The organism is Domibacillus antri, from assembly GCF_001936625.1.
GTDB classification, from domain to species: Bacteria; Bacillota; Bacilli; order Bacillales; family Domibacillaceae; genus Domibacillus; species Domibacillus antri.
In genome coordinates this window covers 78,661-100,485 of record NZ_MSDU01000008.1, presented here as the reverse complement: position 1 = coordinate 100,485, position 21,825 = coordinate 78,661, and the positions used below count along the sequence as shown (strand labels likewise).

At 45.8% G+C, this 21,825-nt stretch carries 26 protein-coding genes; 25 read left to right on the top strand and 1 reads right to left on the bottom strand.

Features of this window, described 5'->3' with window-relative positions; translation table 11 throughout:
* The first annotated feature begins 2 nt into the window (after nt 1-2).
* The 19 genes from BTO30_RS04555 to BTO30_RS04465 all read left to right on the top strand — a co-directional run bounded on the left by BTO30_RS04555 (nt 3) and on the right by BTO30_RS04465 (nt 15,834).
* The gene (locus BTO30_RS04555; RefSeq protein ID WP_075397534.1) at nt 3-707 is read left to right on the top strand and encodes a demethylmenaquinone methyltransferase; all 705 of its coding nucleotides are present in this window, start codon (nt 3-5) and stop codon (nt 705-707) included.
* A 24-nt stretch (nt 708-731) separates the two neighbouring features.
* Nucleotides 732-1,694, top strand: a complete 963-nt coding sequence (hepT, locus tag BTO30_RS04550; protein WP_075397533.1) for a heptaprenyl diphosphate synthase component II — start codon at nt 732-734, stop codon at nt 1,692-1,694.
* 95 nt (nt 1,695-1,789) lie between these two features.
* On the top strand, nt 1,790-2,236 hold the full coding sequence (ndk, locus tag BTO30_RS04545; protein WP_075397532.1) for a nucleoside-diphosphate kinase: 447 nt from the start codon (nt 1,790-1,792) through the stop codon (nt 2,234-2,236).
* A 124-nt stretch (nt 2,237-2,360) separates the two neighbouring features.
* Complete coding sequence (locus BTO30_RS04540; protein ID WP_075397531.1) at nt 2,361-3,131, top strand: CheR family methyltransferase; 771 nt, start codon at nt 2,361-2,363, stop codon at nt 3,129-3,131.
* 149 nt (nt 3,132-3,280) lie between these two features.
* Nucleotides 3,281-4,456, top strand: coding sequence for a chorismate synthase (gene aroC / locus BTO30_RS04535; RefSeq protein ID WP_075397530.1), 1,176 nt, complete (start codon nt 3,281-3,283; stop codon nt 4,454-4,456).
* A gap of 3 nt (nt 4,457-4,459) precedes the next feature.
* Nucleotides 4,460-5,554 (top strand): 3-dehydroquinate synthase, encoded by a 1,095-nt coding sequence (gene aroB, locus BTO30_RS04530; protein ID WP_075397529.1) that lies wholly within the window; start codon nt 4,460-4,462, stop codon nt 5,552-5,554.
* Complete coding sequence (gene aroH, locus BTO30_RS04525) at nt 5,548-5,919, top strand: chorismate mutase (protein WP_075397528.1); 372 nt, start codon at nt 5,548-5,550, stop codon at nt 5,917-5,919. Before aroB ends, aroH begins: the two co-directional genes overlap by 7 nt.
* A gap of 17 nt (nt 5,920-5,936) precedes the next feature.
* Complete coding sequence (gene hisC / locus BTO30_RS04520) at nt 5,937-7,034, top strand: histidinol-phosphate transaminase (protein WP_075397527.1); 1,098 nt, start codon at nt 5,937-5,939, stop codon at nt 7,032-7,034.
* 16 nt (nt 7,035-7,050) lie between these two features.
* The gene (locus tag BTO30_RS04515) at nt 7,051-8,154 is read left to right on the top strand and encodes a prephenate dehydrogenase (RefSeq protein ID WP_075397526.1); all 1,104 of its coding nucleotides are present in this window, start codon (nt 7,051-7,053) and stop codon (nt 8,152-8,154) included.
* Between the two features lie 16 nt (nt 8,155-8,170).
* Nucleotides 8,171-9,448 (top strand): 3-phosphoshikimate 1-carboxyvinyltransferase, encoded by a 1,278-nt coding sequence (gene aroA, locus BTO30_RS04510; RefSeq protein WP_075397525.1) that lies wholly within the window; start codon nt 8,171-8,173, stop codon nt 9,446-9,448.
* Between the two features lie 167 nt (nt 9,449-9,615).
* Nucleotides 9,616-10,881 carry a tetratricopeptide repeat protein gene (locus tag BTO30_RS04505; RefSeq protein WP_075397524.1) on the top strand — a complete coding sequence of 422 codons (1,266 nt, stop codon included), beginning with the start codon at nt 9,616-9,618 and terminating at the stop codon, nt 10,879-10,881.
* Nucleotides 10,882-10,905: 24 nt separating this feature from the next.
* Nucleotides 10,906-11,469, top strand: coding sequence for a ReoY family proteolytic degradation factor (locus tag BTO30_RS04500; RefSeq protein WP_075397523.1), 564 nt, complete (start codon nt 10,906-10,908; stop codon nt 11,467-11,469).
* A gap of 85 nt (nt 11,470-11,554) precedes the next feature.
* Nucleotides 11,555-12,016 carry a YpiF family protein gene (locus BTO30_RS04495; RefSeq protein ID WP_075397807.1) on the top strand — a complete coding sequence of 154 codons (462 nt, stop codon included), beginning with the start codon at nt 11,555-11,557 and terminating at the stop codon, nt 12,014-12,016.
* Between the two features lie 153 nt (nt 12,017-12,169).
* A complete protein-coding gene (locus tag BTO30_RS04490) occupies nt 12,170-12,670 on the top strand; it encodes a Rieske (2Fe-2S) protein (protein ID WP_075397522.1) in 501 nt (166 codons plus the stop codon).
* Between the two features lie 14 nt (nt 12,671-12,684).
* Nucleotides 12,685-13,359 carry a menaquinol-cytochrome c reductase cytochrome b subunit gene (gene qcrB / locus BTO30_RS04485; protein ID WP_075397521.1) on the top strand — a complete coding sequence of 225 codons (675 nt, stop codon included), beginning with the start codon at nt 12,685-12,687 and terminating at the stop codon, nt 13,357-13,359.
* Between the two features lie 45 nt (nt 13,360-13,404).
* Nucleotides 13,405-14,172, top strand: coding sequence for a menaquinol-cytochrome c reductase cytochrome b/c subunit (locus tag BTO30_RS04480; protein ID WP_075397520.1), 768 nt, complete (start codon nt 13,405-13,407; stop codon nt 14,170-14,172).
* 54 nt (nt 14,173-14,226) lie between these two features.
* Nucleotides 14,227-14,814: a lipoprotein heptaprenylglyceryl N-acetyltransferase LhaT gene (gene lhaT / locus BTO30_RS04475; protein ID WP_483863406.1), complete on the top strand. Its 588-nt coding sequence runs from the start codon at nt 14,227-14,229 to the stop codon at nt 14,812-14,814.
* Between the two features lie 60 nt (nt 14,815-14,874).
* On the top strand, nt 14,875-15,081 hold the full coding sequence (locus BTO30_RS04470) for a sporulation protein YpjB (RefSeq protein WP_075397518.1): 207 nt from the start codon (nt 14,875-14,877) through the stop codon (nt 15,079-15,081).
* Between the two features lie 72 nt (nt 15,082-15,153).
* On the top strand, nt 15,154-15,834 hold the full coding sequence (locus BTO30_RS04465; RefSeq protein ID WP_075397517.1) for a zinc metallopeptidase: 681 nt from the start codon (nt 15,154-15,156) through the stop codon (nt 15,832-15,834).
* A gap of 34 nt (nt 15,835-15,868) precedes the next feature.
* On the opposite strand, the gene BTO30_RS04460 is transcribed toward BTO30_RS04465, so the two are convergent.
* Nucleotides 15,869-16,738: a YitT family protein gene (locus tag BTO30_RS04460; protein WP_075397516.1), complete on the bottom strand. Its 870-nt coding sequence runs from the start codon at nt 16,736-16,738 to the stop codon at nt 15,869-15,871.
* Between the two features lie 111 nt (nt 16,739-16,849).
* Here BTO30_RS04460 and BTO30_RS04455 point away from each other — a divergent pair, with 111 nt between their 5' ends.
* Genes BTO30_RS04455 through BTO30_RS04430 form a run of 6 tightly spaced genes read left to right on the top strand, consistent with a single transcriptional unit; the run spans nt 16,850 to nt 21,664 of the window.
* The gene (locus BTO30_RS04455; RefSeq protein WP_075397806.1) at nt 16,850-17,173 is read left to right on the top strand and encodes a nucleotide pyrophosphohydrolase; all 324 of its coding nucleotides are present in this window, start codon (nt 16,850-16,852) and stop codon (nt 17,171-17,173) included.
* A complete protein-coding gene (gene dapB / locus BTO30_RS04450) occupies nt 17,170-17,967 on the top strand; it encodes a 4-hydroxy-tetrahydrodipicolinate reductase (RefSeq protein WP_075397515.1) in 798 nt (265 codons plus the stop codon). Before BTO30_RS04455 ends, dapB begins: the two co-directional genes overlap by 4 nt.
* 12 nt (nt 17,968-17,979) lie before the next feature.
* Complete coding sequence (mgsA, locus tag BTO30_RS04445) at nt 17,980-18,372, top strand: methylglyoxal synthase (RefSeq protein ID WP_075397514.1); 393 nt, start codon at nt 17,980-17,982, stop codon at nt 18,370-18,372.
* Nucleotide 18,373: 1 nt separating this feature from the next.
* Nucleotides 18,374-19,519 carry an N-acetyl-alpha-D-glucosaminyl L-malate synthase BshA gene (gene bshA, locus BTO30_RS04440; protein WP_075397513.1) on the top strand — a complete coding sequence of 382 codons (1,146 nt, stop codon included), beginning with the start codon at nt 18,374-18,376 and terminating at the stop codon, nt 19,517-19,519.
* Nucleotides 19,512-20,705: a CCA tRNA nucleotidyltransferase gene (locus BTO30_RS04435; RefSeq protein WP_083632296.1), complete on the top strand. Its 1,194-nt coding sequence runs from the start codon at nt 19,512-19,514 to the stop codon at nt 20,703-20,705. Before bshA ends, BTO30_RS04435 begins: the two co-directional genes overlap by 8 nt.
* Nucleotides 20,690-21,664, top strand: a complete 975-nt coding sequence (locus BTO30_RS04430) for a biotin--[acetyl-CoA-carboxylase] ligase (RefSeq protein ID WP_075397512.1) — start codon at nt 20,690-20,692, stop codon at nt 21,662-21,664. Before BTO30_RS04435 ends, BTO30_RS04430 begins: the two co-directional genes overlap by 16 nt.
* The last annotated feature ends 161 nt before the right edge of the window (nt 21,665-21,825 follow it).

Here is a 21,825-nt window from a genome sequence, read left to right as displayed (position 1 = left end):
TTATGGAGCAGTCAAAAGAAGAAAAAGTCCATCATGTGTTTGAAAAAATTTATGGCAACTACGATAAAATGAATTCTATCATAAGCTTTCAGCAGCATAAACGCTGGCGGAAAGAAACGATGAAGATCATGAACGTTCAAAAAGGAGCCGCCGCGCTTGACGTATGCTGCGGCACGGCTGATTGGACGATTGCTCTGGCTGAAGCGGTCGGTAGAGAAGGAACGGTAAAAGGGCTCGATTTCAGTAAAAACATGCTTCAGGCCGGAGAACAAAAAGTAAAGGCTGCACAGCTTGATCAAGTGGAACTCATTCACGGTAACGCAATGGAACTGCCGTTTGAAGACAATACATTTGATTATGTCACCATTGGATTTGGCCTTCGTAATGTACCGGATTATATAAAGGTGCTGAAAGAAATGAACCGTGTCTTAAAACCGGGCGGGATGGCAGTTTGCCTCGAAACAAGCCAGCCGGTGATGCCTGTGTTTAAAGAAGGTTATCTGTTGTATTTTCGATATGTGATGCCGGCAATCGGCCGTTTATTTGCCAAGAGCTATGCCGAGTATTCCTGGCTGCAGGAATCAGCCCGCCATTTTCCGGATATGAAAGAACTGGCCCGGATGTTTCAGCAGGCCGGATTTACGAATGTACGTTTCAAGGCGCATACAGGCGGTGTGGCAGCCACACACTACGGAAATAAACAATAGATTAAGAGCCGGGTGAAGATAAGAATGAATATTAAACTGATCTACTCGCTGATGAAGGCGGATATAGATTTAATTGAAAAAGAACTGGAACGCGCTGTGAAATCTCATTCACCTGTTTTAGAAGACGCATCTGTCCATCTGCTGCAGGCCGGCGGGAAACGAATTCGGCCGGTTTTGCTGCTTCTAGGTGCAAAATTTGGCGAATACGATATTCATCGGGTCAAGTTTGCTGCTGCTGCACTGGAACTTATACATATGGCTTCACTTGTCCACGATGATGTCATTGATGATGCCCTCATCCGCCGCGGGAAAAACACAGTTAAAGCCGAATGGGATAACCGGATTGCCATGTATACAGGCGATTATATTTTTGCTGCAGCACTTGAATGTATGACAAAAATTGAAGACCGTGAAGCACATCGGATTTTGTCGTATACGATGACGGAGCTCTGCATAGGAGAAATTGTGCAAATACAGGATAAATATCGATTTGATCAGCAGTTGCGCGATTATTTACGCCGGATCAAGCGAAAAACGGCGATTTTAATTGCCGCCAGCAGTCAGCTTGGAGCCATTGCGGCGGGAGCACCGGCCCACGTTCACCGAAAATTATACCATTTTGGTTATAATGTTGGCATGTCGTTTCAAATTACGGATGATATCCTCGATTTTACCGCCAGCGAAAAAGAACTGGGCAAACCAGCAGGCGGCGATCTTTTGCAGGGAAATATTACGCTGCCCGTTTTATATGCCATGGAGAATGAAGAATTAAAGACCCGTATTAAAGCTGTTCATGCCCATACGGACAGACAGGAAATCAACGAAATTATCCATCTGTTAAAACAAAGTGATGTCATTGAGCGTTCCCACTTTTTGAGCCGCCGCTATTTAGACCGTGCACTCGCTATACTGGAGGAGCTGCCACCAGGGCGCCACCGAAATTCTCTGCGGGATATTGCCCATTTTATCGGCCGCCGAAAATATTAATTTTTTCCATGAAAGCGTTGTAAATTTACAATGAAAATGATACGATTCATCATGTCCGCATGTAAGCGGTATACATAAAACAGGAGTGGTGAAAAATGGAAAAAACATACTTGATGATTAAACCGGATGGCGTACAGCGCGGGTTAATCGGTGAAATCACTGCACGCTTTGAGAAAAAAGGATTTCGTCTTGTCGGCGCAAAATTAATGCAGGTATCACGTGAGACAGCGGAACAGCATTATGGCGAGCATAAAGAACGCCCTTTCTTCGGCGAACTTGTTGATTTCATTACATCAGGCCCGGTATTTGCAATGGTATGGGAAGGTGAAAATGTCATTGCGACAGCGCGTCAAATGATGGGATCAACAAATCCGAAAGATGCGGCACCGGCAACAATCCGCGGTGATTACGCAGTTAATGTCGGCAAAAATGTCATTCACGGTTCAGATTCTCCCGAAAGTGCTGTTCGTGAAATCGGTATTTTCTTTAAAGAAGAAGAATTGACAGATTACAATAAGTCCGGTTCTGAATGGGTTTATTAATGTATAGCAGCTTTTGGCCTTTTATAAGGTCAAAAGCTTTTTTTATGAAAATAGTACCGCTTCTATTCCGTTAATCAGCTATAATAAAAATAAGACTGGCTGAGCTGTGGAAAGGATGAGGGAAATGGATGATTACGGACATTTTATCCTGTCTGTAAAAAAGAAAACCGGTATTGACCTTTCTTTATACAAAGAAGCGCAAATGAAACGGCGATTAACGTCATTATATGAAAAAAAAGGCTATCAATCGTTTTCGACTTTTTTCGACGCGCTGAACGGCAATCAGGATATGATGAATGAATTTTTAGACCGGATGACCATCAACGTGTCTGAATTTTACCGCAATGCAAAGCGGTGGGACGTGCTGGAGAAAAAAATATTGCCGCGGCTTATGAAAGAAAGCAGCCGATTAAAAGTGTGGAGTGCAGCGTGTTCGACAGGAGAAGAACCGTATACGATTGCGATGGTGCTTTCCAATCTCCTGCCGCTGTCGAAAATTGCGGTGCAGGCGACGGATCTTGATCAAAATGTCATACAAAAAGCAAAAATCGGTTTTTATGCTGAGCGGTCGCTTGCTGAAGTTCCGGCTGAGATGAAAAAAAAATATTTTCATAAAGAGGGTCAGTATTTTCAAGTAGCCGATGACATTAAACGGACCGTTACATTTAAAAAGCAAAATCTGCTGTCGGACCGGTTTGATTCAGGTTATGATTTAATCGTCTGCCGGAATGTGATGATTTATTTTACGGAAGAAGCGAAGGACGAATTGTACCGTAAATTTAATGCGGCACTGCGCCCGGGCGGTGTGTTATTTGTCGGCAGCACCGAGCAGATTTTTAATCCAGAACGGTATGGTTTTGAAGCAGAGGATACTTTTTTTTATAAAAAAGTCTAAAGCCGGCAGTACCGGCTTTTTAAATTTGTCACAAATAAACACGGAATTGTGATAAAATTCTCAAAAACAGCTGTTTCGGCTGTTCCATAAAAAATAAAATATGATATAGTAGTACATAACCGCTTTAACGTACTGAAGGGAGCAGGGAAATGAGATATTTAACAGCAGGGGAATCACACGGGCCGCAGTTGACGGCGATTATTGAAGGGCTTCCGGCCGGAATGGAGCTTCTGGCAGAGGACATTAACACAGATCTGCTGCGACGTCAAAAAGGGCATGGCCGCGGCCGCCGTATGCAAATTGAAAAAGATTTGGTTGCCATAAAATCGGGTGTGCGCCATGGCCAGACGCTTGGTTCTCCGGTTACGCTTGTCGTTGAAAATGACGACTGGAAGCATTGGACGAAGATTATGGGGATCGAGCCGCTGGATGGGGAAGAAGCGGCGGAAGAAATAAAACGCAAAATAACACGACCGCGTCCGGGTCACGCTGATTTAAACGGCGGGATTAAATACGGACACCGCGACATGCGTAATGTGCTTGAACGTTCATCTGCACGTGAAACAACGGTGCGCGTAGCAGCGGGTGCCGCGGCGAAGAAATTGTTAAAACTGCTTGGTATTGAAATAGCTTCGCACGTCATCGAAATCGGCGGCATCCGTGCGGAAAACATCACGTTCGACTCCATTCAGGAACTGCAGAAGCGCAGCGAAGAATCATCTGTCCGCTGCTTAGATGAAGATGCGGCACAGAAAATGATCGAAGCGATTGACAACGCGAAGAAAAACGGTGATTCGATCGGCGGCGTCGTGGAAGTGATCGCGGAAGGCATGCCGATTGGTGTCGGCAGCTACGTTCATTACGACCGAAAGCTCGACGCGAAAGTCGCAGCTGCCATCGTCAGTATTAATGCCTTTAAGGGAGTAGAAATCGGAATCGGTTTTGAAGCAGCCCGTAAATTTGGCAGTGAAGTGCATGATGAAATTGCCTGGAATGAAGAGAAGGGCTTTTACCGGAAAACGAATCGTCTCGGCGGATTTGAAGGCGGTATGACAAATGGCATGCCAATTGTTGTCCGCGGCGTAATGAAGCCGATTCCGACGCTTTACAAGCCGCTTGAGAGCGTCGATATTGATACGAAAGAAACATTTACCGCCAGTATTGAGCGTTCGGACAGCTGTGCGGTGCCGGCGGCGGCAGTCGTTGCTGAAGCTGCTGTTGCGTGGGAGCTGGCGCAGGCCATTTTAGAGCAGTTTAATGGTGACCGGATGGATGCACTTATTCGTCAGGTTGAGGAACATAAACAGTACGCAAAGGGGTTTTGATGAATGAACCGGGTGATGATTGAAACAGCTGCAAAAACATATCCTGTTGTCATCGGTGAAAGAGCAGTCGAAACGATCACTTCATTTTTAGATGAAATGGATAAAAAGCCGACACGCCTGTTTATTATTGCCGATGAATCGGTGCGTGCGCTGCATGGCGTGCGTCTGGAAGCTGCCTTGCCAAGTGATATTCCGGCAGATTGGCATAACGTGCCGGCGGGTGAATCCGCAAAGTCATTTGGCGTGTTTGAACAATGTTTAACGCGGATGCTGGAGTGCTCACTTGACCGCCGCTCGCTCGTCGTTGCCTTTGGCGGCGGCGCATGCGGTGATCTGGCCGGTTTTTGTGCGGCAGCCTATATGCGCGGTATTCCGTTTATTCAAGTACCGACGACGATTCTTGCCCATGACAGTGCAGTCGGCGGCAAAACGGCTGTCAATCATCCGCTCGGCAAAAACATGATCGGCGCTTTTCATCAGCCGGAAGCTGTCATCTTTGACACATTATTTTTACAATCTTTGTCGGAAAAAGAAACGAGAAGCGGTTTTGCGGAAGTCATTAAACATGCGCTCATTGCGGACCCTTCACTTTATGAAGACATTCGTTCAAGTGTGAACAATGCGTCCGATATGTCCGGTTCCTTTCTGGAATATTGTCTGAAACGCGGTATTGAAATAAAGGGATCTATCGTGAAAGAGGATGAGCTTGAAACGGGTGTGAGAGCGTATTTGAACTTCGGGCATACATATGGTCATGCAGTAGAAGCGTTGTCAGGCTATGGCAATGTGGCACACGGAGAAGCGGTCGCATGCGGTATGATTTTTGCTCTTTATGCATCTGCTGCCAAAAATGGACTGTCATTCGATATTCCGGCGTTTGCAAAATGGCTGAAAACAGCCGGTTACCCGGTGGAATCAGGCACAATGTTTTCATTTAATGACATATACGAGGTCATGACACGTGATAAAAAAGCATACGGAGGCACAGTTCGTTTCGTTTTGCTTTCCAAAATTGGCGAACCTTATGTGACGGATATGACGAAAGAAGAATTACAAAAAATCGATGAACAATTTCGGAAGGAGGCTGTCAAGTGGTAAGAGGAATTCGAGGTGCGGTCACGGTTAAACAAAATGACGGTGTGGAAATGGTTCAGGCCACCGAGCGCCTGATTGCTGAAATGATTGAAAAAAACAACATTGAGCCTGAAAATGTGTGCTCGGCCTTTATTTCAGCGACCAACGACCTGGACGCCATGTTTCCGGCACGCGCCCTGCGCGAACTGAAAGGATGGGAAAATGTTCCGGTGATGTGTATGCAGGAACTGGCTGTCCAAGGCGGCTTGGAGAAATGCATTCGCATCATGATGCATGTGAACACTGACGCATCGCAAAAAGAGATTCAGCACGTATATTTAGAAGGCGCAGTCGTTTTGCGCCCTGACTTGCAGCAGTCGACAAACTGAAAGGGGACTTTAATCGTATGAAGTGGAAAGAGCAAATGTTGAATTTAAAAGCATATCAGCCGGGCCGGACAACAGATGAAGTGAAAAAAGCGTATGGCCTGAAGGAAGTCGTCAAGCTTGCATCGAACGAAAATCCGTTTGGTTCATCTGAAAAAGTGAGAGAATGCATTCGATCATATGCTGATTCATTCGCGATTTATCCGGATGGATATACAGGAAGTCTTCGTACCGTACTTGCTGAATTTTTAAACCTTGATGAAAAACAGCTCATTTTCGGCAATGGCTCTGATGAAATCATTTTAATGATTTCCCGTGCGATGCTTGAACCTGGTAAAAATACGGTAATGGCAACACCAACGTTTCCTCAGTACCGTCACAATGCGGTTGTCGAAGGAGCAGAAGTAAGAGAAGTGGAGCTAGTGGACGGCGCACATGACTTGGACAAAATGGCGGATGTGATCGATGAAAACACAGCGATCGTCTGGCTGTGCAGTCCGAACAACCCGACCGGCATTCACATAACAGACAGTCAACTGCGCTCATTTTTAGACCGCGTGCCGGAGGATGTCTTTGTTGTGCTGGATGAAGCGTATTATGAATACGTGACGGCGGATGACTATTATGATGCGCTTGAGATCGTGAAACAATATAAAAACGTGATTGTTCTTCGTACATTTTCAAAAATATATGGCCTTGCGGCATTCCGCGTTGGTTACGGATTTGCGGATGAGTCATTGATTGCACAGCTTGACCCGGTCCGTGAACCGTTTAATGTAAACTCCCTTGGTCAAAAAGCAGCAGCGGCGGCTATCAATGATCAGTCTTTCATTGAAATGTGCCGGACGGAAAACAAAGCGGGGCTCGAACAGTTTTACGCGTTTTGCCGAGAAGAAAACTTGAATTATTATCCATCTGAAGCGAACTTTATTTTGATCGATTTTAAATGCGACAGCAACGAACTGTTTGAATATTTAATGTCGAAAGGATATATCGTCCGCTCAGGTGCTGCCCTGGGCTTCCCGGGGACTGTGCGCGTGACAGTCGGCTCAAAAGAACAAAACGAAGGCGTCATGAAAGCGATGAAAAGCTTTTTAACAGAAACTGTGAAAAGATAGAAGGTGTCACGCCGAAATGAGAGGAAATGTGTTTATCGCCGGCCTCGGCTTGATTGGCGGCTCACTCGCCAAGGCGGTAAAAAAAGCGCACCCGCAAGCACATATTACCGGGTTTGATTTGCGTGAATCAGAGCTCGGACTTGCGGAAGCGCTCAATATTATTGATGAAAAAGCTGCCTCATTTGAAGCAGGTGCAGCGGCGGCGGATTTAATAATGATTGCCGTTCCCGTCCTGCAGACAGAGCGCATGATTGAGCATCTTGCATCACTTCCATTAAAAGAAGGGGTGTTAATTACCGACACCGGCAGTACGAAAAGCCGCATTATGAAGCGGGCACGCGTTTTAGAAGACCGCGGTATCGCGTTTATCGGCGGTCACCCGATGGCAGGATCACATAAGAGCGGTGTTGCTGCCTCCAAAGAACTGTTGTTTGAAAATGCGTTTTATTTGCTGACACCTGGAGGCGCTGCGGAAGAAAAACACGTTGCGATTCTGAAAAAATGGCTCGAGGGCACGCGCGCCAAAATACTGGAAGTAACGGCGGAACAGCACGATGAAATAACCGGTGTAATCAGTCATTTCCCGCATATTATTGCGGCATCACTTGTTCATCAGGCGCGGAAATTTAATCGCGACAACCCGCTGATTGAACGGCTCGCTGCCGGCGGGTTTCGCGATATTACGCGCATTGCCTCCTCTAATCCTGAAATGTGGAAAGACATTTCGCTTCACAATAAAGATATTTTGCTTTCTTTGCTTTCAGACTGGCGTGATGAAATGAATGACGTCCTGTCGATTTTAGAGAGGGAAGACGAGGAAGGATTATACCGCTACTTTGACGATGCAAAAACATTCCGCGACTCACTGCCGGCCCGATCCCAGGGAGCGATTCCGGCTTTTTATGAGTTGTACGTGGATGTGCCTGATTATCCCGGGGTCATCTCTGAATTAACCGGCTATTTGGCTGAAGAACGGATCAGCATTACCAACATCCGCATTATGGAAACACGTGATGATGTATACGGGATTCTCGTCATCAGCTTTCAAAATGAAAAGGACCGCCTGCGGGCGAAAAACTGCATTGAACAAAAAACGACTTACGACTTATTTTTAGCATAAGAGGGGGTAAGAATAGATGAAACTGAATTTCAAACAGCCGTCTCTTGGCGGAAAAATTGAAGTGCCGGGCGATAAATCGATCTCCCACCGTTCGATTATGTTCGGTGCGCTGGCAGAAGGGAAAACAGTCATCCGCCATTTTTTAAAAGGGGAAGACTGTTTAAGCACGATAGACTGCTTCCGTAAACTCGGTGTAAAAATCGAGGAAACAGACGAAGAAATTATCGTGCACGGCGCAGGCTGGGATGGATTAAAAGAGCCGTCATCGATCCTGGACACTGGCAACTCCGGGACAACGACGCGCCTTATGCTCGGTATTCTCGCCGGCCGTCCGTTCCATTCGGTCATGATTGGGGATGAATCGATTGCAAGACGGCCAATGGATCGGGTCACTGTGCCGCTTGCATCAATGGGTGCTGATATTGCCGGCCGGGACAATGGACGTTTTACGCCGCTTTCCATTCGCGGACGAAAGTTACAGACAACCGAGTATAAGCTGCCGGTGGCGAGTGCACAGGTGAAATCCGCTGTCATTTTTGCTGCCCTGCAGGCAGAAGGCGAATCCGTCATTATTGAACCGGAAGCAACACGGGATCATACCGAAAAAATGATTGAACAGTTTGGCGGCACCGTTCGTCGTGAAGAAGACCGTATTATTATTCAAGGCGGTCAATCTTTTAAAGGAACGGATGTATATGTGCCTGGTGACATTTCTTCTGCCGCTTTTTTTATGGTTGCAGCTGCAATTGCACCAAACAGTGAAATCGTTCTTGAAAACACCGGCCTAAACGAAACACGTACAGGAATTATTGATGTATTCAAACAGATGGGTGCCGATATGACAGTTGAAAAAACGTCTTCTGAAGGTGAAGAGATTGGCACGATTACCATTCGTACATCGAATTTAAAAGGAACGGAAATCAGCGGTGCGCTGATTCCGCGTTTGATTGATGAAATTCCGGTCATTGCGCTGCTTGCTACGCAGGCAGAAGGGGATACGATCATTCGCGATGCGGAAGAATTGAAAGTGAAAGAAACGAACCGGATTGATACAGTAGTAGATGAATTGAAAAAGCTCGGTGCGGACATTGAAGCGACAGATGACGGCATGATCATCCGAGGTAAATCGAAGCTTCACGGCGGCTCTGTTTCATCACACGGCGACCACCGAATCGGTATGGTTATGGCGATCGCCTCTTTAATTACGGATGGAGAAGTCGAACTGGACGATCATGAAGCGATCGCCGTTTCTTATCCTGAATTTTTTGAGCATTTGAATCAATTGGTGAAATAACGTCCTCTTCGGGGGACGTTTTTTCCTTTCTGTGAAAAGAAGGAAATGAACTGAAAAAGTAGAATTACCTATACAAGTGAAAAAACGAAAAAGTTGAAGGATTGAATCGGTTTGATTAAAATAAATAAGCAATCAATGAAGTATGATGAAAGAAGAGGCGAATAGGGATGACGAATGCGGAACAAATGATCGCACACCTTGAACAGGGGGACATGGACAAAGCGTCTTCACTGTATGAACAGGTGCTCGCCTCCAGCGATGCGGAAGAACAATTTATGCTGGGTGAGCAATTGCTCCAGCTTGGTTTTTTAGATGAAGCGCAGCAGCTTTTTGAACGGCTGCTTGAAGCATTTCCTGGCGAAGGGGAGCTGTCGCTGCTGCTTGCGGAAACACTGGTCGAAATGGACCGGGAAGAAGAAGCAGTGCTTATTTTAGATGAAATCGATGACACCGATCCGTTTTATACGCGTTCTCTTCTTGTCCAGGCAGATTTATATCAAATGCAGGGATTATATGAAGTGAGCGAGCAGAAATTATTGAAAGCGCAGCGGATAGAGCCGGATGAACCGATTATTAAGCTTGCACTCGGGGAACTATATCTCGAGGAAGGGAAATTTTTGGAGGCGGTGCGGCAATATGAGTTTCTTTTAGAAGCCAATGTAACCGAAATGGCCGGGATATCCATTCATAAGCGTCTGGCTGAAGCATACAGTGCTGGCGGAGCTTTTGAAGAAAGTCTGCCGCACTTTCAGAAAGCGCTAGATACAAAAATGGACCCTGATACGCTGTTTATGTACGGCTTTACTGCCTATCAGGCCGGGCAGTATAAAACGGCTGCGATGAAATTAACGGAAGCTTCGGAACTGGACCCGGACTATCATTCTATTTATCTGCACCTTGCCCGCGCGTATGAAATGGAAGAAGACATTGAGGCAGCCCTGGAAGCGGCCAGATCCGGTATCGCCCGTGACGCGTATCAAAAAGAATTGTATTTACTCGCCGGAAAGCTTGCGCTGAAAAGCGGGCTGGAGGAAGAGGCTGAATCGCATTTGCGCGAATCATTGGCGCTCGATCCTGAATATACTGAAGCAGCCCTTGCGTTAAATACGCTGTTAATGAAAAAGGAAGATTATCCGGGTGTGCTTGAAATCTCGGCCATATTCCGGGAATCAGGCAGTGCGGAACCACTTGTGTTATGGGATGCAGCACGGGCGGCGGAACGTCTGGAAGAATACGATGAAGCGGCTGAATTATATGCGCAGCTCTTTCCGGTTTTAAAAGAAAATACCGAGTTTTTATCAGCATACGGCTACTTTATGCTGGAAGAAGGGAAGCGCAACGAGGCACTCCATGTATTCGAGTTATTGATGAAAGAAGAGCCGGCAAATGACGAGTGGATAGAAGTTGTCGACCGATTAAAAATGGATGTATAATAAATGACAGAGGAGATGATGATGATGGCAGCCCCGGTTTCCGTTCATGAGAAAAAGGACTTTATCCGCTGGTTTTTAAATCATTATCAGCTGAAAAGAAGAGAATCTGTCTGGATATTAAATTATTTAATGAGCCACGATCAATTGATGGAAAATGTACATTTTGTTGACGATGCGCAATACTGTCCACGCGGGATGATTATGTCGGCACACTGTGTAGACAGTGCCCCGTTTCGTTTTTTTAAAGATAACATTATGACGACCGATGCGGAAAAATCGTTCCACGATATTCGCTTAAATAAAGAAGATGATATTTTTATTGAATTGAAATTCCGCGGGGCGCCTCAGTCTCATCAATACGCAGCGGTTCGTGAGGAAAATCCGTTTATGCCGAAGCGGACAAGGCTGACGGAAAAAGAAAAAGAGCTGGCCGAACAATTCTTGAAATGGAGCGTATATGAATTTCAGCGGAAAATGCTCAATGAAAAAATCGATGCGGCGCTTGACCGTGGTGATAAAGAAGAATTTTTGCGGCTGACAGAGCAGCTGCATGATCTCATAAAGCATATTAAAACGTCTGGAGAATAACAGGCGTTTTTCTTTTGTTCCGCTACCGCACTTATGTTTGCAACGAAAGAATAGCGGGTGTATGATGAAAAATGAGGTGAAGAAAATGAACTGGAATGGCAAAGATACCGCTTTATTTTTACAGCAGAAAGAATACATTGATACGGCAATTGTTCCGGTTGTCCCGGCGGATTTCAGCCCGGCGATGACGCAGGCGGCGGAACAATATGAATTTATTCAGCTGCTCGTCACATTTCTTGAAAAACAATTTAAGGGCCGGCTGCTGGTGACACCGCCGTATGCGTATTTGCCGGATCGGGATGAAAAAGTAAACGATGCGGCAGAATGGGCGGAAAGGCTTAAAGCTGCGGGATTTAAGCATATTTTCTTTTTTACGTCGGGCAGTGCATGGAGACAGGAAGAAGAAAAAACGGGTGCTTCAGTTATATGGGTTCCATCTGTTCCGCTCGGCGATATGGAAGATACGGTGAAGTATTCTTTAATAGAGAATCAGGCCAAGCAAATTGTCAATATCATCGTGCAAAAATGGCAGGAAAGTGCGTCATAATTCGAAAAATCGTCACACACTAACATCCTTTTTCATTCCGGATAATATTGACCTGTCCCGCTGGATAGATTATCATAATGATGTCCTAGTTTATGTTTATGCTCATACACGGTCCGTTGTGGACGAAGCTTATTGTATAGAGGGGGGAAAAGAATGAGTAAACAACCTGTATCAAGACGTCAGTTTCTAAACTACACACTAACAGGTGTAGGCGGTTTCATGGCGGCGGGCATGTTGATGCCGATGGTTCGTTTCGCTGTAGACCCAGTGCTGAAAGGGGAAGCGGCAGGCGAGTTTCATCCGACACAGCAAAAAGTATCTGAATTAACAGAAACACCTGTGCGCGTCGACTTCTCTTATGAGCAGACAGATGCATGGTACACATCCGAAGTGACGAGTACAGCCTGGGTATACAAAAATGACAAAGGCGAAATCGTTGCATTGTCACCGGTTTGTAAGCATCTTGGCTGTACAGTGAGCTGGGAAGGGAACGATCATAAAAACCAGTTCTTCTGTCCGTGTCACAATGGTTTGTACGAAAAGAGCGGGAAAAACGTTCCGGGCACACCGCCGTTAAAACCGCTTGATGTGTATCCAACAGCTGAAAAAGACGGATTGCTGCAGCTCGGCAAACCGCAGGCAAACAACGTGTAAAGGAGGCGTAACAAATGCTCAACAAAATTTATGACTGGGTTGATGAACGTCTCGATATTACGCCTTTGTGGCGCGATATTGCCGACCACGAAGTGCCTGAGCACGTAAACCCGGCCCATCATTTTTCGGCATTCGTATATTGCTTTGGCGGTCTGACATTTTTCGTCACTGTCATTCAAATTTTGTCAGGGATGTTCCTGACGATGTACTACGTGCCGGATATTAAAAACGCATGGGAATCTGTTTATTATTTGCAAAATGAAGTAGCTTTTGGTGTCATTGTACGTGGAATGCATCACTGGGGTGCAAGCCTTGTTATTGTTATGATGTTTTTACATACGCTGCGTGTATTCTTCCAGGGAGCATACAAAAAGCCGCGTGAATTGAACTGGGTTGTCGGCGTATTGATTTTCTTCGTCATGCTCGGTCTTGGATTCACAGGTTACCTGCTTCCTTGGGATATGAAAGCACTATTTGCTACAAAAGTAGGGATTGAGATTGCGGCTTCAACACCGCTGATCGGTCACGAACTGAAAGTATTGCTTGCAGGACACCCTGACATTGTTGGTGCGCAAACATTAACCCGTTTCTTTGCGATTCACGTGTTCTTCCTGCCGGCTGCTCTTCTCGGCTTAATGGGAGCTCACTTCTTAATGATCCGCAAACAGGGTATTTCAGGCCCATTGTAAAAAATACTGTGACTTTTATTTTTTGAAAAGAAGGAGGGGGACGCAATGCATCGTGGAAAAGGGATGAAGTTCGTCGGCGACTCACGTGTTCCGGCAGAACGCAAACCTAATATTCCAAAAGATTATTCGGAATATCCGGGTAAAACGGAAGCTTTCTGGCCAAACTTCCTTTTGAAGGAATGGATGGTTGGAGCTGTCTTCCTTATCGGTTACCTTTGCTTGACTATTGCTCATCCATCACCGCTTGAGCGTGTAGCCGATCCGACAGATACAGGCTATTTACCGCTGCCTGACTGGTATTTCTTATTCTTGTATCAATTACTTAAATATACGTACGCATCAGGACCGTATAACGTAATTGGTGCCTTTATTATTCCGGGATTAGCGTTTGGTGCGCTTATGCTTGCACCGTTCATCGACCGTGGAACAAAGCGCCGTCCGACTCAGCGTCCATTTGCAACCGGCTTTATGCTTTTATCAATCGCTTCAATTATCTTCCTTACATGGGAGTCAGTTGTCGCAGTTGACTGGGAAGCAAAAGAAGCCATGGGTAAAATCGTTGAGGAAGCCGAAATCGATACGACTTCTGATGGATTCGTGATTTACGAAGAAAACGGCTGTATTAACTGTCATGGTGACAACCTGGCCGGCGGTTCTGCTGCACCATCATTAATTGGTACAGGCTTGACTGCCGAGGAAGTAGCCGACATTGCTAAAAATGGTAAAGGCACAATGCCTCCGGGAATGTATAAAGGCAATGACGAGGATCTTGGTAAATTAGCCGAATTTATTTCGACGCTTGAAGCGAAATAATTAACAAGAAAGGACTGTCCGAATTGTTCGGCGGTCCTTTTTTTATATGGAGGATTGTCAATGCTGTATTTCCTATTGTTGAATCGTTTCTTTATGTGGGTGCTTTTTTTCGTTAATTTTGTCGGAACGATTTATGGATACGTTTGGTATATGCCTCAATTAAAGCAGACGCCGGCTCTTTTCCTTCCATTTGTGCCGGACAGTCCAACGGCCAGTCTTTTTTTTACCATTGCCCTTTTCGGTTTATTAATGGGCCGATCCTGGGGTTTTATACAGGCGATTGCTGTGATGACGCTGTTTAAATATGGAATTTGGGCCGTTGTGATGAATTTGCTGACGCTAATTGTAACAGGACATCTTTCGTGGCTTGGCTGGATGCTTGTTGCTTCTCATCTGGGAATGGCTCTTCAAGGGGTTCTTTATGCGCCATTTTTCGAGGTGAAAGTGAGTCATCTTGTCATTGCTTCTCTCTGGACGGTTCATAATGAAATCATTGATTACGTATTTATGCAATACCCGGTTTATTCACAGCTTCACTTATACATTCAGGAAATTGGCTATTTTACTTTCTGGCTCAGCGTCGGATCGATTTTCGTTACCTGGTATTTGTGTGTGAGAAGGAATCGGACAATCTGGCGATAACCTATCATCTTTTTCAAACCCATCTGCATATACTATTATGAATGGATGGGGGGAGTGGAGATGGATAAAATCATCGCCTTTATATGGAGTTTCCTTCTCGTATTTGTCCCGGCTGGAGATGCTGAAGGCATGAAGCCTGAGCAAAAAGAACAGCTTCTTCATGTGACGGCACTAACCGGTGGTGTGATTATTTCATCGCTTTTATATACTGGGCGTAAAAAATATAAAGCGGCGAAAAAAGAAGTGCAGGTGAAGCGTAAAAATTGACGTATAGGGGTATATATCGATACAATAAGGATAACAAAATACGACACCATATATGGAGGTAGATGAAATTAAATGATTTGGCTTGTTTATTTTGCGATCATCATCATCGTGCCGATTTGGGCGCAGATTAAGGTCAAAAGTACGTACAAAAAATACTCACGTGTGCCCGTTTCAACTGGTATTACCGGTGCAGAAGCAGCGAGACGTATTCTTGATGATAACGGATTACAGCATGTGAAAGTCCTGGAATCTCATGGCTTTTTAAGTGACCACTACAACCCGATGACGAAATCGGTTCATTTGTCGCCGGATAACTTCCACGGTCATTCGATTGCCGGTGCAGCAGTAGCGGCACATGAAGTCGGTCACGCGATTCAGGATAAAGAAGCGTATGCCTTCCTTCGTTTCCGCCACGCTCTTGTGCCGATCGCGAATATCAGTTCAAATATGTCTTGGATTTTTATCATGATTGGTATTTTTACCACAATGTCCAACATGCTTTTGCTTGGTATTGTGTTAATGGCGGCGGGCGTATTGTTCCAGGTCATTACACTGCCTGTTGAGTTTAATGCTTCAAGCAGAGCGATGGATCAAATCGTTTCAGCAGGCATCATTCGGAATGATGAAGAACGGGAAGCGAGAAAAGTACTGAATGCAGCGGCTATGACTTATGTTGCAGCCGCCGCTGTAGCCGTGCTTGAACTTGTTCGTTTAATTTTGATGTATACAGGCATGCAGCAAAGCGAAGATTAATGAAAAAACACCGGATATCCCGGTGTTTTTTGTTTTATTTGATCGGCTGTTTATTTTCATCAAGTGTGAATCCTTCACCCAATACGTCATGGACGACAGTAACAGAAACAAATGCATGGGGATCGACAGCATTGATAATGTTTTTCAGACGGACAATTTCATTTTTGCCGATGACGCAGTACAGGACATCGCGCGGCTGCTTTGTGTAGGAACCATAGCCTTTTAAAATGGTTACACCGCGTTCCATCCGTTTATTGATTTCGGCGGCAATGTCTTCATGATGATTGGAAATAATCATCGCCCCGCGCGCAGCATAAGCGCCTTCCTGCATAAAATCAATCACGCGTGCACCGGTGAAAACAGCAACAAGTGTATACATCGCTTCACGGTAATCGATGTAAGTTAACAGGGATGCTAAAATGACGCAGGCATCAAATAAAAACATCGTTTTTCCCATGCTGACTTGACGATATTTGTGAAGCAGTCTGGCAATGATATCAACGCCGCCCGTCGTCCCGCCATAGCGAAAGGTAATCCCCAGCCCAACCCCGATGAATACGCCGGCAAAAAGAGCGGCTAAAAATAAATCGTCACGAAGCGGGATGTGAAACTGCCCGCGCTGGAAAATCCATAAAAAAAGCGAGACACTGAACGTGCCGATCAGTGTGTAATAAAAGGACACACGGCCGAGCAGCTTCCAGCCGATAAAAAAGAGCGGAATGTTCAGTACAAGGTTGGAGTAGGACGGATCAATCGCAAATAAGCTGTACAATAAAAGCGTAATGCCGGTAAATCCGCCTTCTGCTAAATTGTTTTGCATGTTAAAATGGACGAGTCCAAATGAAAAAATGGCTGAACCCATTAAAATAAACAGTACATTTTTAGGTCGTATACCGAACATCATTATATCCCTCCTTCCTCTTTATTATAACGGGAAAACAGAAAAAAATTGCGCCGTCCGTCTATAATTAGTAACATATAAGGGTAGAAAGTGGTGAAGCAATTGGATAAATCAATGCGGAAGATGCAAAAAGAAGTCGATGAGTATATCGGACAGTTTAAAGAAGGCTATTTCAGCCCGCTCGCCATGATGGCACGCCTCACGGAAGAACTGGGCGAACTTGCCCGTGAAGTGAACCATCATTACGGTGACAAACCGAAAAAATCAACAGAAGAAGAAAAAACAATAGAAGAAGAGCTCGGGGATGTCTTATTTGTGGCCATTTGTCTTGCAAATTCGCTCGATATTGACTTGCAGACGGCGCATGACCATGTGATGAATAAATTCCAGACGAGAGATAAAGACCGCTGGACGAAAATCAAGGAGGAAGAAAAATGAGCAGTATTCGTGTCATTATTGCGGGCCCGCGCGGCCGTATGGGAACAGAAGCAGTTAAAATGGTGATGGAAACACCGGCATTTGAGCTGGTGGCGGCACTCGACCGGAAGCATGGGGGGGACACGTTATCCGATATCGGATTCGCCGGATCAAATGCACCTATTTATACGGATGTACGGGACTGTTTCGCGGATCATCCAGCTGATGTTCTAATTGATTTAACCACGCCTGAATTTGGCTATGTACATACAAAAACAGCGCTTGAGCACGGCATTCGTCCCGTTGTCGGCACGACGGGATTTACAGATGCACAGCTTGAAGAATTGAAAGAGCTTTCCGAATCAAAAGAATTGGGCTGTATTATTGCACCAAACTTTGCGATCGGTGCGGTATTAATGATGAAATTTTCACAGCTGGCGGCCAAATATTTTCAAGATGTGGAAATTATCGAACTGCATCATGATAAAAAGCTGGATGCGCCGTCCGGTACAGCTGTGAAAACAGCTCAAATGATTAACGATGTACGCGAACCAAAAGAGCAGGGGCATCCGGATGAAAAAGAAACGATGCCGGGTGTGCGCGGAGCGAATATGAATGGGATGCACATTCACAGCGTCCGTCTGCCTGGTTTGATTGCCCATCAGCAAGTCCTGTTCGGAGCAGAAGGCGAATCGCTGACGCTGCGCCATGATTCATTCAACCGCACATCGTTTATGTCCGGTGTAAGAGTATGTGTTGAAACGGTCATGAAAACGAAAACGCTTGTGTACGGTCTTGAAAATATTTTAGATTAATGGAGGCGTCATATGAATATTGCCCTTATTGCACATGATAAGAAAAAAGATGATTTAATTCAGTTTGTCTCGCAGTATAAAGAGGTATTTGGAATGCATACTTTATTTGCAACTGGTACGACGGGCACACGGATTATGGAAGCGACCGGATTATCCGTCCATCGTTTTCAGTCCGGTCCGCTTGGCGGCGATCAAGAAATCGGCGCCCGCATTGCCCGGGGTGAAATGGACTTCGTTTTTTTCTTCCGGGATCCGTTAACTGCACAGCCGCATGAGCCGGATGTGACGGCACTTGTGCGTCTATGTGACGTTTATGCTGTGCCGCTTGCGACAAATCTTGGCACGGCACGCGTTTTAATTAACGGTATTTTAGAAGAGCAGAGCGAGGGAACGGCAGGGGAATAATATGGGGCTGAATATTGGCATTACGTGCTATCCGACAGTCGGCGGCTCGGGTGTGGTGGCGACGGAACTTGGTAAGCTGCTCGCTGAAAAAGGACATACCATTCATTTCATCACGTCTGCGGTTCCGTTTCGTCTAAACCGGATGTATCATAATATTTTTTTTCATCAGGTGGAAGTGAATCAATATTCCGTTTTTCAATATCCGCCGTACGACATCGCGCTCGCGAGTAAAATAGCGGATGTGATCAAACGGGAGAAACTAGATATTTTGCACGTTCATTATGCCATTCCGCATGCGGTTTGTGCGATTTTGGGAAAACAGATGGCGAAATCAAATGTCAAAATTGTGACGACACTGCACGGAACGGATATTACCGTACTCGGTGCAGATTCGGCGCTCACATCGGCCATTAAATTTGGTATTGAACAGTCTGACGCTGTCACCGCAGTTTCGAATTCGCTTGTTCATCAGACAAATGAACTGATTGAACCGGATAAACTTATCGAAACGGTGTATAACTTTATTGATGAACGTGTGTACCGGCCGATTGAGACGGTCCGTCACTTGAAAAAAGAGTTCGGCATCGAAGACGGGGAAAAAGTCGTCATCCATGTTTCCAATTTTCGTCCTGTGAAACGGGTAACGGATGTGATCCAAGTGTTTGCTGAAATTGCCAAGGAGATGCCGGCTAAGCTTCTTCTCGTCGGTGACGGACCGGAAATGACATCCGTCTGCCGCCTTGTGCAGGCACTCGGCCTTGAAGGCCATGTTCTTTATCTTGGCAAACAGGACAATTTGGCAGAACTTTATGCGATCAGTGATTTAAAACTTCTTTTGTCCGAAAAAGAGAGTTTCGGTCTCGTCGCTCTTGAAGCAATGGCATGCGGCGTTCCATGTGTCGGAACGGATGCGGGCGGGATTCCAGAAGTGATAGAAGATGGCCGAAACGGGTTTATCTGTCCGGTTGGCGATATTGAAGCTATCAGTGCTGCCGCTATAAGATTATTAACTGATTCGCAGCTGTATGAAACAATGAAAACGCAGGCGATCGAAACCGTGCGTATACGCTTTCACTCCTCGGATATTGTGGAGCAATATGAACGGGTGTATGATCGTTTGATGGAGGAGGAAGTATATCATGATTGAACAGCCTTTTTTTAAAGAGGCACTTCCTATCCTGCAGGCGCTGGAGACAGCCGGTTATGAAGCATACTTTGTCGGCGGAGCGGTACGCGACTTTATATTAAATCGAACGGTTCACGATGTGGATATTGCGACCTCTGCTCTTCCGGATGAAGTGAAATCCGTTTTTTTGCACACAGTCGATGTTGGCATTGAACATGGTACCGTCCTCGTGCTGCTTGATGGACGCGGTTATGAAGTAACCACTTTCCGTACCGAAGAAGCATACAGTGATTTCAGACGGCCGGACGAGGTGATATTCGTCCGGTCGCTCCGTGATGACTTAAAACGCCGTGATTTTACGATGAACGCCATTGCGATGGCAGCAGACGGACAATTGGTTGATCCATTTGACGGACAGCGCGACTTAAATGACGGAATCATCCGGACAGTTGGTGATGCATCGGAACGGTTTTCAGAAGATGCTCTTCGGATGATGCGCGCGGCGCGATTCATCAGTCAGCTTTCGTTCGAGCTTGATTTGAAAACACTACAGGCCATGATTGATCATGCGCCGCTTTTGTCGCACATTGCGGTCGAACGAAAATTGAATGAGATGGATAAACTGCTGTCCGGTTCCGATAAAGCGGCCGGTCTTTCTCTTCTCATTCAGACAGGTCTTTTTGCTTTTTTGCCCGGCCTTTCCGGACAAAAAGCAGCTCTCGAACAAGTCGCCGTTCTTCCGCTGCAGTCTCTGAATGCGGATCAAATGTGGCTGCTTCTCGCAGATAAGACCGCTGGCAGACACATTACCGATTTTTTACGGGACTGGCGAATGGCCGGGAAGCGTGTGAAACGAATCGAAAAAGGCGTCCGCACTTTGAACCGGGTCCGCGCAGAAGGCTGGCACGACGTCCTTTTATATGAAGCGCAGCTTGAAACAGCGGTGGATTGTGCCGAGGTTGTAGCGGTTCTTGACGGTAAAACGTCTATTTCAAAAGATCTCATTTCCCGCTGGCATGGACTGCCGATCAAAAGCCGTGATGAGCTTGATGTCACAGGGTCTGATTTACTGGCATGGACGGAGAAGCCCCGCGGAATCTGGATAAAAGAGTGTCTGGAACTCACTGAAAAAGCAGTGATAAATCGTGAAATTAAAAACACGAAAGAAAATATAAAGGAGTTTTTGCTGTCGTGCAATCTTCTGTAAAGCATAAATTACTTGAAGCCTTTTCAAGAGCGGATGGTGAATTCGTGTCCGGTCAGGCGCTGGCTGATATTATCGGCTGTTCGCGAACGGCTGTCTGGAAGCATATCGAATCGCTCCGCCAGGAAGGATTTGAACTGGAAGCAGTCCGAAAAAAAGGATACCGCATTACATCAAAGCCGGATAAAGTAAGTGAAAATGAGCTGCTGATCGGACTGGAAACAGTGCGGATTGGCAAGCGGATCGTGTTTAAAGAAAGTGTTGAATCCACTCAAAAAGAAGCGCATAGACTGGCGGAAGAAGCGGCAGAGGGGACGCTTGTCATTGCGGAAGAACAGACAGCGGGGAGGGGCCGAATGACCCGGCCATGGCATTCACCGAAATATACAGGCATTTGGATGAGCGTCATATTAAAGCCGAATTTGCCCCCCTTTAAAGCGCCGCAGTTTACATTAATTACAGCTGTTGCGGTGACGGAAGCGATCCGTGATGCTGCAGGGATCATGCCGGAAATTAAGTGGCCGAATGACCTTTTATTGAACGGTAAAAAAATTACAGGCATTTTAACAGAGCTGCAGGCGGATTCCGATCAAATCCGTTCGATTATTATCGGCATCGGCATGAATGTGAATCAGCGTGAATTTCCGGAAGAACTGGCGAATATTGCAACCTCTATTTTCATTGAAAAAGGGGAAACCGTGCCGCGTGCTAAAATCGTTCAGGCGATCATGAAAAACCTGGAAATCTATTATGATGAATATATGACGAATGGATTTGGATTAATTAAAGAAAAATGGGAATCATATGCAATCTCAATCGGCCGGCATATCATTGCACGTACTGTAACGGGAACGATACGGGGAAGAGCACTGGGTATTACCGATGAGGGTGTGTTGAAATTAGAAGATGAGAACGGGGTCATTCATGATATTTATTCAGCTGATATTGAGATTGACCAATAATTTTTCATAGTCAAAAAAGAAACACGCTGTTATAATGATCTTGAATCGGGCGGTATCAGAAGAGCTGCACCGGTACGACGGATAAAAAACGAAACAAAATATGACGAAAGCTGCCTTGATCCATGCGGACAGGGACAGAGGGTCGAAACATCCAGCCGTAT

Coding starts and splice junctions, on each gene's coding strand:
- BTO30_RS04555 (WP_075397534.1), top strand. CDS start 3: ATGGAGCAGTCAAAAGAAGAAAAAGTCCATCATGTGTTTGAAAAAATT.
- hepT (WP_075397533.1), top strand. CDS start 732: ATGAATATTAAACTGATCTACTCGCTGATGAAGGCGGATATAGATTTA.
- ndk (WP_075397532.1), top strand. CDS start 1,790: ATGGAAAAAACATACTTGATGATTAAACCGGATGGCGTACAGCGCGGG.
- BTO30_RS04540 (WP_075397531.1), top strand. CDS start 2,361: ATGGATGATTACGGACATTTTATCCTGTCTGTAAAAAAGAAAACCGGT.
- aroC (WP_075397530.1), top strand. CDS start 3,281: ATGAGATATTTAACAGCAGGGGAATCACACGGGCCGCAGTTGACGGCG.
- aroB (WP_075397529.1), top strand. CDS start 4,460: ATGAACCGGGTGATGATTGAAACAGCTGCAAAAACATATCCTGTTGTC.
- hisC (WP_075397527.1), top strand. CDS start 5,937: ATGAAGTGGAAAGAGCAAATGTTGAATTTAAAAGCATATCAGCCGGGC.
- BTO30_RS04515 (WP_075397526.1), top strand. CDS start 7,051: ATGAGAGGAAATGTGTTTATCGCCGGCCTCGGCTTGATTGGCGGCTCA.
- aroA (WP_075397525.1), top strand. CDS start 8,171: ATGAAACTGAATTTCAAACAGCCGTCTCTTGGCGGAAAAATTGAAGTG.
- BTO30_RS04505 (WP_075397524.1), top strand. CDS start 9,616: ATGACGAATGCGGAACAAATGATCGCACACCTTGAACAGGGGGACATG.
- BTO30_RS04500 (WP_075397523.1), top strand. CDS start 10,906: ATGGCAGCCCCGGTTTCCGTTCATGAGAAAAAGGACTTTATCCGCTGG.
- BTO30_RS04495 (WP_075397807.1), top strand. CDS start 11,555: ATGAACTGGAATGGCAAAGATACCGCTTTATTTTTACAGCAGAAAGAA.
- BTO30_RS04490 (WP_075397522.1), top strand. CDS start 12,170: ATGAGTAAACAACCTGTATCAAGACGTCAGTTTCTAAACTACACACTA.
- qcrB (WP_075397521.1), top strand. CDS start 12,685: ATGCTCAACAAAATTTATGACTGGGTTGATGAACGTCTCGATATTACG.
- BTO30_RS04480 (WP_075397520.1), top strand. CDS start 13,405: ATGCATCGTGGAAAAGGGATGAAGTTCGTCGGCGACTCACGTGTTCCG.
- BTO30_RS04470 (WP_075397518.1), top strand. CDS start 14,875: ATGGATAAAATCATCGCCTTTATATGGAGTTTCCTTCTCGTATTTGTC.
- BTO30_RS04465 (WP_075397517.1), top strand. CDS start 15,154: ATGATTTGGCTTGTTTATTTTGCGATCATCATCATCGTGCCGATTTGG.
- BTO30_RS04460 (WP_075397516.1), bottom strand. CDS start 16,738: ATGATGTTCGGTATACGACCTAAAAATGTACTGTTTATTTTAATGGGT.
- BTO30_RS04455 (WP_075397806.1), top strand. CDS start 16,850: ATGCGGAAGATGCAAAAAGAAGTCGATGAGTATATCGGACAGTTTAAA.
- dapB (WP_075397515.1), top strand. CDS start 17,170: ATGAGCAGTATTCGTGTCATTATTGCGGGCCCGCGCGGCCGTATGGGA.
- mgsA (WP_075397514.1), top strand. CDS start 17,980: ATGAATATTGCCCTTATTGCACATGATAAGAAAAAAGATGATTTAATT.
- bshA (WP_075397513.1), top strand. CDS start 18,374: ATGGGGCTGAATATTGGCATTACGTGCTATCCGACAGTCGGCGGCTCG.
- BTO30_RS04435 (WP_083632296.1), top strand. CDS start 19,512: ATGATTGAACAGCCTTTTTTTAAAGAGGCACTTCCTATCCTGCAGGCG.